At 63.7% G+C, this 14,451-nt stretch carries 14 protein-coding genes; 5 read left to right on the top strand and 9 right to left on the bottom strand.

From position 1 onward, the window contains the following. The first annotated feature begins 177 nt into the window (after positions 1–177). Together AB7535_RS21830 and atzF are read left to right on the top strand one after the other, a co-directional pair. Positions 178–1,209, top strand: a complete 1,032-nt coding sequence (locus tag AB7535_RS21830) for a Tim44 domain-containing protein (RefSeq protein ID WP_439036818.1) — start codon at positions 178–180, stop codon at positions 1,207–1,209. Between the two features lie 169 nt (positions 1,210–1,378). Then, entirely contained in the window at positions 1,379–2,764 is a 1,386-nt protein-coding gene (gene atzF, locus AB7535_RS21825; RefSeq protein ID WP_439036817.1) for an allophanate hydrolase, read from the top strand. 10 nt (positions 2,765–2,774) lie between these two features. Here the strand turns inward: atzF and AB7535_RS21820 are convergent, their stop codons facing one another. The 4 genes from AB7535_RS21820 to AB7535_RS21805 all read right to left on the bottom strand — a co-directional run bounded on the left by AB7535_RS21820 (position 2,775) and on the right by AB7535_RS21805 (position 6,555). Beyond that, the gene (locus AB7535_RS21820) at positions 2,775–3,500 is read right to left on the bottom strand and encodes a Crp/Fnr family transcriptional regulator (RefSeq protein WP_063986244.1); all 726 of its coding nucleotides are present in this window, start codon (positions 3,498–3,500) and stop codon (positions 2,775–2,777) included. 90 nt (positions 3,501–3,590) lie between these two features. Next, complete coding sequence (locus AB7535_RS21815; RefSeq protein ID WP_085404228.1) at positions 3,591–4,430, bottom strand: ABC transporter ATP-binding protein; 840 nt, start codon at positions 4,428–4,430, stop codon at positions 3,591–3,593. A gap of 20 nt (positions 4,431–4,450) precedes the next feature. Beyond that, on the bottom strand, positions 4,451–5,275 hold the full coding sequence (locus tag AB7535_RS21810; protein ID WP_439036816.1) for an ABC transporter permease: 825 nt from the start codon (positions 5,273–5,275) through the stop codon (positions 4,451–4,453). 14 nt (positions 5,276–5,289) lie between these two features. Beyond that, positions 5,290–6,555, bottom strand: a complete 1,266-nt coding sequence (locus tag AB7535_RS21805) for an NrtA/SsuA/CpmA family ABC transporter substrate-binding protein (RefSeq protein WP_439036815.1) — start codon at positions 6,553–6,555, stop codon at positions 5,290–5,292. Between the two features lie 59 nt (positions 6,556–6,614). Here AB7535_RS21805 and AB7535_RS21800 point away from each other — a divergent pair, with 59 nt between their 5' ends. Further along, positions 6,615–7,289 carry a lectin gene (locus AB7535_RS21800; protein ID WP_439036814.1) on the top strand — a complete coding sequence of 225 codons (675 nt, stop codon included), beginning with the start codon at positions 6,615–6,617 and terminating at the stop codon, positions 7,287–7,289. Positions 7,290–7,489: 200 nt separating this feature from the next. Next, a complete protein-coding gene (locus tag AB7535_RS21795) occupies positions 7,490–8,197 on the top strand; it encodes a glutathione S-transferase (protein ID WP_085404232.1) in 708 nt (235 codons plus the stop codon). Between the two features lie 17 nt (positions 8,198–8,214). On the opposite strand, the gene AB7535_RS21790 is transcribed toward AB7535_RS21795, so the two are convergent. The 4 genes from AB7535_RS21790 to AB7535_RS21775 form a co-directional block, all read right to left on the bottom strand. Continuing rightward, positions 8,215–8,889 carry a methyltransferase family protein gene (locus AB7535_RS21790; protein ID WP_439036813.1) on the bottom strand — a complete coding sequence of 225 codons (675 nt, stop codon included), beginning with the start codon at positions 8,887–8,889 and terminating at the stop codon, positions 8,215–8,217. Positions 8,890–8,969: 80 nt separating this feature from the next. Then, complete coding sequence (locus AB7535_RS21785; protein WP_135214608.1) at positions 8,970–10,091, bottom strand: helix-turn-helix transcriptional regulator; 1,122 nt, start codon at positions 10,089–10,091, stop codon at positions 8,970–8,972. 376 nt (positions 10,092–10,467) lie between these two features. Continuing rightward, positions 10,468–10,638, bottom strand: coding sequence for a hypothetical protein (locus tag AB7535_RS21780; RefSeq protein ID WP_166090739.1), 171 nt, complete (start codon positions 10,636–10,638; stop codon positions 10,468–10,470). Positions 10,639–10,897: 259 nt separating this feature from the next. Next, positions 10,898–11,371, bottom strand: coding sequence for a hypothetical protein (locus tag AB7535_RS21775; protein WP_071912253.1), 474 nt, complete (start codon positions 11,369–11,371; stop codon positions 10,898–10,900). Positions 11,372–11,617: 246 nt separating this feature from the next. Here AB7535_RS21775 and AB7535_RS21770 point away from each other — a divergent pair, with 246 nt between their 5' ends. After that, entirely contained in the window at positions 11,618–13,273 is a 1,656-nt protein-coding gene (locus AB7535_RS21770) for a fumarate hydratase (RefSeq protein WP_354097404.1), read from the top strand. A gap of 54 nt (positions 13,274–13,327) precedes the next feature. Here AB7535_RS21770 and AB7535_RS21765 read toward each other — a convergent pair whose 3' ends face one another. Then, positions 13,328–14,374 carry a DUF3616 domain-containing protein gene (locus tag AB7535_RS21765; protein WP_085404235.1) on the bottom strand — a complete coding sequence of 349 codons (1,047 nt, stop codon included), beginning with the start codon at positions 14,372–14,374 and terminating at the stop codon, positions 13,328–13,330. Between the last annotated feature and the right edge of the window lie 77 nt (positions 14,375–14,451).

Here is a 14,451-nt window from a genome sequence, read left to right as displayed (position 1 = left end):
GCGGCATTCCTGTCGTAAACCCGCCGGTAACCGGCGACCGCGGTTCCTCCGGCTCCCCGGCCAAACCCCCGCCAAATATGGGCTTTTGCCACATCCCCGCGACTGAGGGCCGCAGCCATAAGTTCCGAAACCGGCTTCACTTTTCGGGAAGTCTGCCCATCTTAGGAGCACGTCCCCATGCCGGGGATTTGGGAAACGCACATGACTTTCTCGCAACGCTCCCGCACTCTCTTCAAGACCCTCGCCGTCATGCTGGCGCTTGCGCTGCCGACTGCGCTGGTGATTTCGTCCGCCGACGCCCGCGTCGGTGGTGGCATGTCGTCGGGTTCGCGCGGTTCGCGCACCTATTCGGCGCCGCCGTCGACCACGACCGCGCCGGGCTCGACCTCGCAGTTCAACCGCACCTATACCCAGCCGGGTGCCGGCATGAATTCGGCTGCCGCCGCACCCGCGCGCGGCGGCCTGTTCGGCCGCGCCGGCGGCTTCATGGGCGGCCTTGCGGCCGGCTTCCTCGGCGCAGGCCTGCTCGGCATGCTGTTCGGCGGCGGCCTGTTCGGTGGCCTCGGCGGCCTGTCGTCAATCATTGGCCTGATCATCCAGATCGCGCTCGTGGTGTTGGTGGTGCGGCTGGCGATGTCCTGGTGGCAGCGCCGCCACTCGCAGCAGGCGGCCTATGCCAATGCTGATGCAGGCAGCGGTCAGGGACCGCAGCCGAACTATCGCAGCGGCCTCGGTGGCGGTAGGGTCGGTGGTGGACTTGGCGGTGGTCTCGGCGGCTTCGGCTTCGGCGGCGCCAACAACGCACCGCTCGAGATCAAGCCGGATGACTATGAGGCATTCGAGCGCCTGCTCGGCGATGTCCAGGCCGCCTGGTCGAACGAGGACGTGGCCAAGCTGCACACGCTCGCGACGCCGGAAATGGTCTCCTATTTCGAGCAGGACCTCGGCCAGAACCGCGCGCGCAACGTCGTCAACAAGGTGACCAACGTCAAGCTGTTGCAGGGCGACCTCGCGGAAGCCTGGCGCGAAGGCGAGACCGAATACGCCACGGTGGCGCTTCGCTTCGCCCTCACCGACAAGACGCTGGACCGCAACAGCGGTACGGTTGTCGCCGGCAGCGAGCAGCCGGGCGAGGCGACCGAGATCTGGACCTTTGCCCGCCGTCCGGGCAGCGGCTGGGAATTGTCGGCGATCCAGCAGACCAACTGATCGTACGCAGATTAAAGACAAGGGCGTCGTGCTTCGGCACGGCGCCCTTTTTCTTTGAGCCGCTTATATCCTGATACGGCCGACCATTTTGCGCGAAGCACTTAATTGCTTGTTGCCCGCGCAGAGCTCCCGCAATTTCGCGCCTGTCGGTTAGAGAGGGAGATATTCGGTGAGCCAGTCTGTCGCGCGCTCCAGGACAAATCACGAAACCATTGCCAGGAATTCGTCCCCGCCGCTGGAGGCGATCGAAGCGGCGTATGACCGGATCGAGGCCGAGCGCGACCGCAATTGCTGGATCTATCTCCGCCCGCGGGAGGAGGCGCTCGAAGCATGCCGGAAGCTCGTGGCGCGCGCGCGGACGGGCGAAAATCTTCCGCTGCTCGGCATTCCCTTTGGTGTGAAGGACAATATCGATGTCGAGGGAATGCCGACCACTGCCGCATGCCCCGCGTTCAGCTACACGCCCTGGCATTCCGCGCACAGTGTCGAACGCCTCACCGCGGCCGGCGCAATTTGCCTCGGAAAGACCAATCTCGATCAGTTCGCCACAGGCCTGTCCGGCGCGCGTTCGCCCTATGGCCCCTGCGCGTCGGTTGCCGATGCGCGCTATATTGCGGGGGGCTCCAGTTCCGGGTCCGCGGTCGCCGTCGCGGCCGGGCACGTCGCGTTCGCGCTCGGCACCGATACCGGCGGGTCCGGCCGCATACCTGCCGGCTTCAACAACATCGTCGGAATCAAGCCGACCGTTGGGCTGGTGTCATCACGCGGGCTGGTGCCGAATTGCCCGACGATCGATTGCGTTTCGGTGTTCTGCAACACCGTCAGCGACGGCGAGGCGATCCTCGAAATCATCGAAGGGTTCGATTTCGAAGATCCCTACAGCCGCTTGCCCCGGGCCTTTTCTTTCGCCAGCGGGGCGGTGCCATCGTTCCGGTTCGGCCGCATTGCGGCCGCCGATCTCGAATGCTTCGGCATGCCGGAATGCGGCGAGCTCTATGAGCGCGCCTGCGAGCGTTTCACGCAGATCGGAGGAACGGCGATCGAGGTGGACTTCGCGCCGTTCCGCCAGGCCGGGGAGTTGATGTTCAGCGGACCCTGGGTCGCGGAGCGGCACTCGGCCATCGCTTCGCTTATGGACATCGATTCTGGCTCCCTGCTTGATGTCACGAGGACCGTGCTGGGCTCGGCCGCCGGCTATTCAGCGATCGACACATTTGGTGCCATTCACCGGCTGCACCGGCTTCGCCGCGACGCCGAAGCGATCTTTGCGGGTATCGATGCGCTGGTGGTCCCGACCGCACCGCGGCCGTTCACGCTGGAGGAGATGGATCGCGATCCGATCACCCTCAACAATCGCCTCGGCTACTACTCGTACTTTGCCAATCTGCTCGATCTCTGCGGCGTGGCGGTTCCGAACGCGACATTGCGGAACGGCATGCCCATGGGCGTGACCCTGCTGGCGCCGGCCTGGCATGATCGCGCGCTGATCGGACTGGCGCGGCGGTTCGAGGCCAGTGCAGGCCGAGCGGCGTTCGAATTGAAGTCTGGCGGCTGAAGGTCGGAATTCATTCCATCTCTTGCTCGAGCGTCGAAAGATCCAGGATCGAAATCACGGATCTGTCGTACCTGATCACGCCTTCCTCCTGGAGCCGCGCGAGCTGTACTGTCACCCATTGGCGGGTGGATCCGATGAGATTGGCGAGATCGCCGTGGGTAAACGGCATCCCGATGACAACCTCGCCGTCGCGCTTCACGCCGTAGACATGCGACAGGAAGATCAACAGGCTATGCAGCCGCTCGGTCACCGAGCGCGTCCCGAGCATCTGGGCCATCGCCGAATAGCATCGCGCCTTGAATGCCAGGGCATCCAGCAAGGCGACGGCGATCGCCGGCGATTCCAGCGCAAGCCGCCGCAGCGCCAGTCCCGGCATGAACGTCAACAGGCTGGGTTCGGCCGCAACCGATGACCACATGTGCGGGCCCGTTCCGAATATATCGGGGCCGCCGACGAAGTTGCCGGGAAACCAGTAGGCGAGCGTGACCTCGCGCCCCGACGGCGCCGCATAGTAGCTGCGTATGCGTCCCTCGCTGATCAGGTAGATCCCAGCCTGTGTGTCGCCCTGAGACCAAACCAGTTGGCCGGCTTCCAGGGCCTTCTCGCGTCCGATCGCGCGCAGCCGATTGCAATCAGCCCGGTTGAGACCATCCAGCAAGCCGGGCAGCGGTCTGACGAGATTGTCCGACTCGGCCAGCATCACGCCTGCCGCTATCGCGCTATTCGCCCTGTGCATCGCCGGCTCCACGGTGAGACCCGGCATCGATTATTCAAGAACCATGCCAGCGCGCTGCGGGCTGCTTCGCGATTTCCAAGTTCTGGGGGATCAGCTCGCGTCCGACTGATTGAACGCCCGCAACCCTTCTGCGCGGATGACGTCGAGACAATCCTTCTTGAGGGAAAGATAGGTTGGCTCGACCATGACAGAACTCGACCGCGGGCGCGGCAGCTTGACCGCGACTTCGCGCAGGATGCGGCCGGGCCCCGCGCTCATGATGAGAACACGGTCGGCCAGCACGATGGCTTCATCGATGTCATGCGTGACGAACACGATCGTCGCCTTGATCCGGTCGCGCAGCTCCAGCAGATTGTCTTGCATCACCGCCCGGGTCTGCGCATCGAGGGCCCCGAAGGGCTCGTCCATCAGCAGCACGCGCGGCTGATTGGCCAACGCTCGCGCGATCGCCACGCGCTGTTGCATGCCCCCGGACAGCGTGTTCGGATAGGCGTCGGCGAAACGCTTGAGACCGACCATCGCGATCAGATCGTCGGCGATGGCATTCGCTTCCGTCCTGGACTTCCCATGCATCCTCGGGCCGTGGGCGATGTTCCTGCGGACAGACTTCCAGGGGAAGAGATGCGGCTGCTGGAATACCATGCCGACATCGGGTCGCGGGCTGTAGACACGCGAGCCCTCTACCAGGATGTCGCCTTCAAACGGCACCTCCAGTCCGGCGATCGTATTGAGCACCGTCGACTTGCCGCAGCCGGAGGGCCCGACGATGCAAACGAACTCGCCAGGTGCCACGTCGAAGGACACGCGATCCACCGCGATGGTCTGCCCGCCGCGGGTGTCAAAAACGATGCTCAGGTCTGAGACTTGAATGGCCGGTTGTTTCCGCGCCGATTCGACGGAGGCTGGCGAATTTGCCAGAGCCAGTTTCATGGTCGATCGAGCTCCAGACATCAACGCCACCAGACAGTACGTTCCGCAAGAGCCGAAAACAGCCGGTCGGCAGTGAACGAAATCAACCCGAGCGCTGCGAGCCCGCCCATGACCTGGCCCGTTTGCAAATTCTGCTGGGCAATCTCGATCCTGTAGACAATGCCGGCGAAAGCGCCTGCAAGTTCGGCCGCGACAAGCGTGTAAAACGAGATGCTGACGGCGGTGCGCAACCCGACCACGATGTAGGGAAGCGCGCCCAGCAGCACGATCTCCTGGAGCATCTGCCGCCGGGGCGTGCCGAGCATCAGCGCCGCCCGAATCAGGCCGCGGTCGACCTTCTGCACGCCGATGTGGGTCGAAAGCCAAACCGTGAAGAACACGCCCCATACGACGAGGAATAGTTTTCCCGCCTCCGACAGGCCGAACCACAGGATGACGATCGGCACGAAAGCAATCGGCGGAATTGGCCGCAGGATGTGGAATAGCGGGGACAGCAAGCTCGAAATAACAGGGAATTGGCCGGTGAGGATACCGAGCAGGATGCCGAGCGCGCCGCCCACGATGAACCCCGTGGTGACGCGAAAGAGGCTGGCCAGCAGATCGCCAAGGAACTGTCCGCTTCGTATCCACTCAAGGACGGCCGCAGCAACCACCGTCGGCGGCGGAAACAGCACCATGTTGACGGCCCCGGAACGGGAGACCAGTTCCCAGAGGCCGACGAACAGGGGAAGCGAAATCGCCCCGACCAGAATATTGAGGCGGCGAAGACGAGCTGAATCCGGCCGCCGACCGCGACCGTCGGTGCGGAGAGCAATTTCTTGTCCTGCTGAAGTGCCGTCCTGCATGGCTGTGCGGGTGCCTATTTCCACGAGAGCGTGACGCGTGCGGGGTCGACCTTCTTCAGCGGCTCGGCGACGACGACCTTGCTGAAGTCGGGCATCACCGCTCCCGGAGGATGGTTGCCGCTCTCGAGGCGCCATACGGAGTGGGTCTTGAGAATCTCAATCAGCCGGTCGTCGAGACGCACCCGGTAAACATAGTCGGCCCAGATCGGAGCGAGGTCGTCCCGCTTCATGCCGACCGCGTCCGCCACGACCGTGATCGCTTCATCCGGGTGTGCTTTCATCCAGACCTCGGCGTCGATCAGTGAGGCGATGAACTTCTCAACCAGCGCAGGGTTGGCATCCAGATAGGTCCTCATGACAACGATGTTGAACGTCTCGGAGTAAGTGCCCGTTGTATCGAGCTCAGCGACGGCTTCGCTGAGGGCCTTCTTGGCGTTGGCGATGTGGGGTTCCCAAGTGTCGATCGCGTCGATGCTTCCTGCTGCAAGTGCCGGTAGCATCTCCTGCGGCCGCAGGTTGACGAGGGTGACATCCTTGGGAGTCAATCCCGCCGACTTCAGCAAAGTCGCCGTGTAGACCTCGCTGCCGGTGCCGGCAGTGAATCCGATTCGCTTGCCGCGAAGATCTGCCTTGGTCTTGACGCCGGCCTTGGCCGCGACGACCGTCTTGAGGTCGGAATATTCCATGCCGGCGACGAAGGCGATGGGCTGGTTTGCCATCGCCGAAGCGGTGACCGGCGCCTCCGCCGTCGTCGCGATGTCGGCGCCGCCCCCGATCACGGTGTCCAGGCACTGCTTGCCGGACGTGAAGTTCGAGACGGTGACGTCCAGTCCGTTCTTTTCGAAAATCCCCTTCGATTTGGCAACGATCGCAAGGCCGGAGATCGGTCCGAGGTTTTGCGCAAGCCGGGCTTTGAGCAATTCCGCGGCCGAGGCGGAGTCCGGACTGATGGCAAGGCAGCAAAGCGCGGCATAGCCGGCAATTGCCGCGATTGGGCGGACGGTGTTCCAGTGCATGACGATCTCCCCTCGCGCCGCGCCCGGCGGCAGCCCCGATGTGATCGCGGATGCCGCCCTGAACGGCCCCGCAGCTGACTCCCGCGTCCCCTCCCGGGCGATCTCTTGAGGATCGGCCCCACGTTGGTATGCTCGCCCGGCGCTACGGTCTCTGGAAGCAATTAATCGACATGGTCCTCGGGGCGACCGGTCGAGCGCCGCCGCTCGAGGTGATGCGCGTGCGGCGGATGGCCGCTGGAATAATGTCTGTCGTGACGGGTTCATGTCAGCGGATCAAAGACCGTCCAGCGAGGCGCAATCGCAGGAACAATCGGGAGGATAGGATGAGCATTATTGCCAGGGTCATCGTGCCAGCAGGCGTTGCGCTCGCGGTTTTCGCAAGTCCATCGGTGTGGGCGCAGTCAGCCGACATGACCTTCTTTGTGACTTCGAGCGGGCCGGGCAAGGGAGCCGATCTCGGCGGCCTGGAGGGAGCCGATGCGCAGTGCCAGAAGCTGGCGCAGGCCGGCGGTGCCGGTGCCAAGACCTGGCGCGCCTATCTCTCGACGCAGGCCGCTGACGGCAAGCCCGCCGTCAATGCCAAGGACCGCATTGGCAAGGGACCGTGGCAGAATGCCAAGGGGGCGGTGATTGCCAAGGACGTTGCCGACCTGCACGGCGCGGCCAATAACCTCACCAAGCAGACCGCGCTCAGCGAGAAGGGCGAGGTCATCAACGGCGCCGGCGACACGCCGAACCGGCACGATATCCTCACGGGATCGCAACCGGACGGCACCGCTTTTGCCGCGGGCGACGACAAGACCTGCAGGAACTGGACGTCGAGCACGCAGGGCGCGGCGGTCGTCGGCCATGCCGATCGTAAGGGCCTGCGCGACGACGAGCCGTCAAAGTCCTGGAACAGCTCTCACCCCTCGCGCGGTCCTGACGGCGGCTGCTCGCAGGCCGATCTGAAGAGCACCGGCGGCGACGGCCTGCTGTTTTGTTTCGCGGCGAATTGAGTTAGGGCGCGCAGCTCTCTCCCCGCGACATTGCGAGCGTAGCGAAGCAATCCAGACTGTCTCCGCGGAAAGATTCTGGATTGCTTCGCTTGCGCTCGCAACGACGGGGTATGTGGTGCCGCCGTTCCGTCTCGCTCTCACGGAACCTTCGGCCGCATGTTACATTGGTCCGACCGCTTCCACGCTCACGGACCCTTCCCATGAAATACGAGCTCTATTACTGGCCCGAGATCCAGGGCCGCGGCGAATATGTGCGGCTGGCGCTGGAGGAGGCGGGGGCGGCTTATATCGACGTCGCGCGGGGGGCGCGCGGAACAGCTGCGATGATGAAGATGATGGACGCGCATGGCGGCACGCCGCCCTTCGCGCCGCCGTTCCTGAAAGCGGGCAAGCTCGTCATCGGCCAGACCGCCAACATCCTGCTCTATCTTGGCGCCCGTCATGGGCTCGCGCCGAAGACGGAAGCGGGCAAGCTTTGGGTGCACCAGCTTCAGCTCACCATCACCGACCTCGTGACCGAGATCCACGACACCCATCACCCGCTCGGGCCTTCGATTTACTATGAAGATCAGAAGGCGCCGGCGAAGAAGCGCACGGCCGAGTTTTGGGACGAGCGCGTGCCGAAATATCTCGGCTATTTCGAAGAGCTTCTCGCCGGCAATGGCGGCGCCTATGTCACCGGTCGCAGGCTGACTTACGTCGATCTCTCGCTGTTCCAGATCGTCGCCGGGCTGCGCTACGCCTTTCCCAAGCGCATGAAGGCGTTCGAGGGAAATATCCCGGGCCTCGTCGGCCTGCACGACCGCATCGCCGCGCGGCCGAACATCAAGGCCTATCTCGAAAGTGAGCGCCGCATTCCCTTCAACGAGCAAGGCATTTTCCGCCGCTACAAGGAATTGGACAATTAGCTGGTCCGGATAGCGGCTCACCACACGCCGGGCAGCAGGCGATAGCGCACGCGCGTCATATAGTCGGAATAGCCCGGCAGGCCCTCGCGCAGCGTGCGCTCCTCGATGCCGATGCGGACAGCAAACAAAACGACGATGACCGGCGCTATCGCAAGGCCCCACCACGAGCCCAGCAGCAGCGGCACGCCGGCGAAGAACAGGATCATGCCGCTGTACATGGGATGGCGCACATGCGCGTAAGGCCCCGTCGAGACCACGCGCTGTGCGCGTTCGGCCTGGAGCTTCACCACGGGCGCGGCGAACGAGTTCTCGCGGAACACCCACAGGATGAACAGCGTCGAGAGGACGAACAGCAGGAGACCGAGCGCCTGGAACGCAACCGGCACGTCGGAGGACTGCGTGCGCCGGTCGAGCTCCATCGCGGCCAGCCAGGCCAGCATCGCAATGACGAAGACGATCATGAAGGCCTTGTCGGCGGCAGGCTGGTCCTTTTGCAGGACCGGCCGCAGACGTTCGGCGAGCAGCGCCGGATCGACCCGATAAAGCCACCAGCCGCAGAGCGGGCCGAGCAGGGCGCAGGTGGCGAGGAACACCCAGGCCGAAGGCCAATGCATCGTCCCGGCGCAAGCGAACAGCAGCGCGCCCATGCCGGCGGTGGTGATCGTGTTCTGCAACAGCAGTTTTGCGATCATGTTCGATCTGATTCCGTCACACGCCGGCGCATTGATAGCATTCTTCGGGCAAACATGCGGCCGGTGCGACAGGGTTGGCTTCAGATCTTGATGGGCGATGTAAAGGCCGCCACGAGCCGAACCAGATCCGCCTGTCGTTTGGTTCCGGTCTTCGTGAAGATCCTGGTGAGATGGGTCTTGATCGTCGTTTCGGCGATGCCCATGCTTCTGGCCACGTCAGGAACCCCGCCGATTTCGACGATGGCCAGGAAGACGCGCAGCTCGGCCGGCGTCAGCTTGAAGAGCTTCCGGATGAGGTCGGGCGCGACGATCGTCTCGAGCGCTGCCTTGCTGACGAACAGGACGGCGCAGGCCTCATAGCCGGCCCCGAACATTTGCCGGCGTCCAGCGGTGAGCGGCAGGAGATTCCCGACATAATGCGAGCCGTTGCGGGCCGTCAGATGCAGCGAGATGTTCGCACTCATCATCGACCGGTCGCCGAGAGCCGTGCCCGCCAGCGCCTGCCGCAGCATCCGATCGGCATTCAGGTCCGACGTCACGAGCCGGCCATGGACCGAACGAAGGACGTCGGCCTCGTCCAAAATCTCTCGCGCGCTTACATTGGCGTGCGTGACATGACCGTCGGCATCGAGCAGCAGAACGGCGGTGCGCAGAGCGTCGAGCGTGCGGACCGACGTCGTCTCCAATGCATTCTGCTGCTGCAGCTTCTGTCTGACGAGCATGGCCCGTTGCATGTGCGGCGTCAGGTGAGAGATCGTCTGATACATCCTGCGATCGACAGGCCCGCCGCCCTTCATGATCGAGAGACGGGATATTCCCTCGGCAGACTTGCCGAGCAGGATGTTGGCGGCGTCCTCGAGACCCTGCGGCCGCGCCCATTCGTTGTAGAACGTGGTCGTCCGGAATTCGCCGACGTCGATCCAGTCCCTGATCGTCTGGATTTGGCCGACCGCGGCGTGGAGCACGCTACGCGACGGATCGAATGGCTCGTAGGTTTCGATGTAGGACTGAACATAGGCGGGTTCGACACCGACGGCATGCGAGATCACGGCCTCGCCGGCTGCCCCGATCCAGACCAGACCACCGCTCTGGCCGCCCGCCATGTCGACGATGCTGCCAAGTGTCGCCGTCCATCGGGAATCGTCGAGCGCTGCATCGTAGATGTCCGTCACCAGCGAGAGCAGCTTTTCATTCAGTTCCATAGGCGTGTCCATGAACGGATGGATGGGCTCGTTCAGCCTCACAGATGAGCACGCCGGATGTGGAAATTTGATGAGCCGGATCACACTTGAAGACGCTCTCGCAGCCCTGGCGGGCGCTGAGCGAGATGCCGGGAGGAACGGGCCGGACGGACGTGGCGCGGGAACAGTCAGGCCGAAGGCCAGTGCATCGTTCCGGCGCAAGCGAACAGCAGCGCGCCCATGGCCGCGGCGGTGATCGTGTTCTGCAACGGCAGTTTTGCGATCATGCGCAGGTCAGCCGCGCACGATATTGGTCCCGCTATCCGGCGAAGATGCGGCCGGACACGCGAAAAGCCCGATCGACCGGATCGGGCGTTTCATCTTTGACCGGCCCTGATCAGGCGAGCTGATCGATCCGCGTGCCCTGACCCGGCGGCAGCGGCGCGGGCGGCGGCGGCTTGTAGGTCGGGTCGTTGTCCTTGGTCTTCTGGTCGTCCTGCTGCTTGGTCGCGTCGTAGCTCGGCACCACGATCGCAATCGGCGGCGGCGCAACGGTAGAGACGCTCATCCACAAATCCTCACACATGGAAACAATCGACCTTGCGCTGCGAGGAGCGAAGCTTCCGTCAAGCCAATCGTTAAAATGCGAGGGAGTTGGTGCGGTGGGATGCCGTTCTTGGTCCCGCGAGTGCACGATTTGAGTGGACCGCGGCTCTCTCCTCGTCATTGCGAGCGCAGCGAAGCAATCCAGAATCCCGCCGCGGGAAGACTCTGGATTGCTTCGCTGCGCTCGCAATGACGGAGCGTGTGGAAAGAGCGAGTGCCGTCTACTCGTCCTTGCCGCGCGTGATCGCGATGGACGCATCCGTCTTGGTACGGGTGCATTCCATGTTGAGCCGGCGGTAGCGCATGACGACCTTGTCGCCGCGCAACAGTCCCATCCGCTTCAGGCAGCGTGTCGCGCCCGTCGTGGTGTCGTCCTTCGTGACGGTGAAGACGATCGCCGCCATCGACCCCACCAGTGAAAAGAACTCCGGTGTCGGCTTGCGATCGCCCTTGGCATAGAGCTCGATGGAATATTTGTCGCCGCGGCAACCCACGGACAGCTCCTTGGCCGCGGGGTGCGAGAGGTAGACGATGTTGGCGGCCCGGAAATTCACCTTGAGGCGCTCGACCTGGTTCGTCAGCTCCTTGGCGCTGTCATCGCAGCGATCCGCGCGGGCAGGCGAGGCGAGGGTCACAAGGCCGGTGATGGCGGCGGCGACCAGGATCGCGCCGCGGACGTTCAGTTTGAAAATCATGATGAAAAGCCCCTTAGGCCGCGCATTCAACCTTCGTCGCGCGCCGAGCGCAAGGGGTGCACCCAGAGCCTGCCGGGGACGGTCGTCGCCACCTTGCGTCCGGCCGACGGCAACCAAAAAGGGCCGTCGTGACGCCGAATCGGGATGCCTCGGCCGCGCCAGAACGCCTTCCATTCGCGGCAAAAAAGCTTAGAACGCTTCTATGCTTAGAGGCCCGCGAGGGCTCCAAAACCCCGAGATTTGCCCATGAACGCTCCCACCGCCTTCCCCGACCCCGCAAAACCCGTTCCGCCCTACAAGCACACCCCGCTGTTCCCGCTTGGCAAGGACGAGACGCCCTACAAGAAGATCACGGCTGAGGGTGTCAGGGTCGAGAAGGTCCTGGGGAAGGACATGCTGGTGGTGTCGCGGGAGGCGCTGCGGGCGCTGTCGGAGGCGGCCTTCGGCGACATCAATCATTATCTGCGCCCCGGCCATCTGAAGCAGCTCCGCGCGATCCTGGAGGACGGCGAGGCGAGCCCCAACGACAAGTTCGTCGCGCTCGACTTCTTGAAGAACGCCAACATCGCGGCCGGCGGCGTGCTGCCGATGTGCCAGGACACCGGTACCGCGATCATCATGGGCAAGAAGGGCTGCAACGTCATCACCGATGGTGACGACGAGGCGGCGCTGTCGGAAGGCGCGCGCGACGCTTACCTGCGCCGCAATCTGCGCTACTCGCAGGTCGCGCCCTTGTCGATGTACGAGGAGAAGAACACCGCCAACAACATGCCGGCGCAGTGCGAGATCTACGCCGAGGGCGACGACGCCTACAAGTTCATGTTCATGGCGAAGGGCGGCGGCTCCGCCAATAAAAGCTTCCTGTTCCAGGCCACGCCCTCGGTGTTGACCAAGGACCGGCTGCTCGCCTTCCTGAAGGAGAAGATCCTGACGCTGGGCACCGCGGCGTGCCCGCCCTATCACCTCGCCATCGTGATCGGCGGCACCTCGGCCGAGCTGTGCATGAAGACGGTGAAGCTCGCCTCCGCCCGCTATCTCGACGCGCTGCCGACCCACGGCTCGCCCGACGGCAACGCCTTCCGCGACGTCGAGATGGAGCAGGAAATCCACAAGATGACGCAGTCGCTCGGCGTCGGCGCGCAGTTCGGTGGAAAGTATTTCTGCCACGACGTGCGCGTGATCCGCATGCCGCGCCACGGCGCCTCGCTGCCGATCGGGCTCGGCGTGTCGTGCTCGGCCGACCGGCAAGTGCTCGGCAAGATCACCAGGGATGGCGTCTATCTCGAAGAGCTCGAGCACAATCCGGCGCAGTATCTGCCGCAGGTCGAGCAGTCGCTCGGCGGCGAGGTCGTCAAGATCGACCTCAACCAGCCGATGAAGGACATCCTGGCGACGTTCTCGAAGTACCCGACCAAGACGCGGGTCTCGATGACCGGCACCATGATCGTCGCGCGCGATTCCGCGCACGCCAAGCTGCGCGAGCGCCTCGAGAGGGGCGAGCCGCTGCCGGACTATTTCAAGAACCATCCGGTCTACTATGCCGGTCCCGCCAAGACGCCCGAGGGCTACGCCTCCGGCGCGTTCGGCCCGACCACCGCGGGCCGCATGGATTCCTTCGTCGACCAGTTCCAGGCCGCCGGCGGTTCAATGGTGATGGTGGCGAAGGGCAACCGCGCGCCTGCCGTGCGCGAGGCCTGCAAGAAGTATGGCGGCTTCTATCTCGGCTCGATCGGCGGTGCGGCTGCGAACCTCGCCGAGCACTGCATCAAGAAGGTCGAGGTGCTCGAATATCCCGAGCTCGGCATGGAAGCGATCTGGCGCATCGAAGTCGTCGACTTCCCGGCGTTCATCATCATCGATGACAAGGGGAACGACTTCTTCAAGGAGCTGAATCTGGGCTGATCAGGTCCAGCGTCGTCCGCCGGTCCCGGGCCGGCGGACGCACGCGGGGCGCGCTCAGCGCTTTATCTTGAACGATTTGGCGCCGCCATTCTCGACGCCGTCGAACATGACAAGGACGCGAATGCTGGTGGCGTCTTCGTCGAGGGGAAGCAGAATTTCCGCTTTGGCGCCTTCTTTGACCTTGCTTAGATCCAGCGTAGCCAAGGGCTTTGCGGTCTCGCTGCTGCCGTCCCACAGCCAGACGGTATAGGGAACGTCTTCTTCGCGCGTCGGGCCTGCGAGTATCAAGAGGCCGTCGCTGACCACGGCGAGGTCCCGGATCCCGGTGTTCTTGCCGAGTTCGAGTGAGGTCGTGTCGGGCTCGAGGTCGTCGTCTTTGGTGAAGAGCGCATCCGCATCGACGCTGACCACGAAGGCATGACGTTTCAGCGACGGACCTCGCAGTCCGAAGTACATGCGACCTTTCCTGACCGCAATCCCTTCGATATTGACACCGCCTTCCGCCAGCGGCTCATTGACGTACGCCTCGACGTCGTCGTCATTTTTGATCACGTCGCGCAGCCGTGAGCTCGATTCCACGCCATCGACCTTCTTGGCGTTAGGTTCGGTCTTGGGAGCTCCTGTTTGCGGGTCCACGGCGATCCGAAACACGACGTAACTCGACCGATTTTTCTCGTCACCGTGACGGCTTCGGCCATGTGAGCCGGTCACATAGAAGAAGCCCTTTCCATAGGCGACGCCCTCGGCATCGGGGTCGTTGTCGTCGTCCGAAAGCCGAATGAGCTTCCTTGGAACGAGGACGTTGCCTTCAATCGAGAAGAACTGCGCATATTTCTTCTCGTCATTGGCGATCAGGCATGACGTGAACTTGGGCGTGGTCGGCACGCATGCTGCGCCGCTCAGATTCATGCGCGGCTGTTTCTTGAATTCGTCCTTGCTGTCTTTTTTAAAGATCGAGGCGGGCTTCCAGGTCGTTGCCTCCGGAGCAATTTTCGGCGGCAGATGTTCGCCGCGCCCGGCCGGCGTCGTGGCTCCTAGCAGAATGCAGACGAATGCGGCTGTCAGCAATCGGTGAGATGCACGCGTGCTGCTGTTCGGCATTCTTCCCTCCCGGGCGCCATCCTCAAGTACAATCCTGAATTGCGGGGAAGGCAAGGGTGAGAATGTCGCGGGGCGCT

The organism is Bradyrhizobium sp. 956_D2_N1_4, from assembly GCF_052076025.1.
GTDB classification, from domain to species: Bacteria; Pseudomonadota; Alphaproteobacteria; order Rhizobiales; family Xanthobacteraceae; genus Bradyrhizobium; species Bradyrhizobium barranii.
The sequence above is the reverse complement of the archived record's forward strand: the minus strand, read 5'-3'. Positions and strand labels throughout refer to the sequence as shown.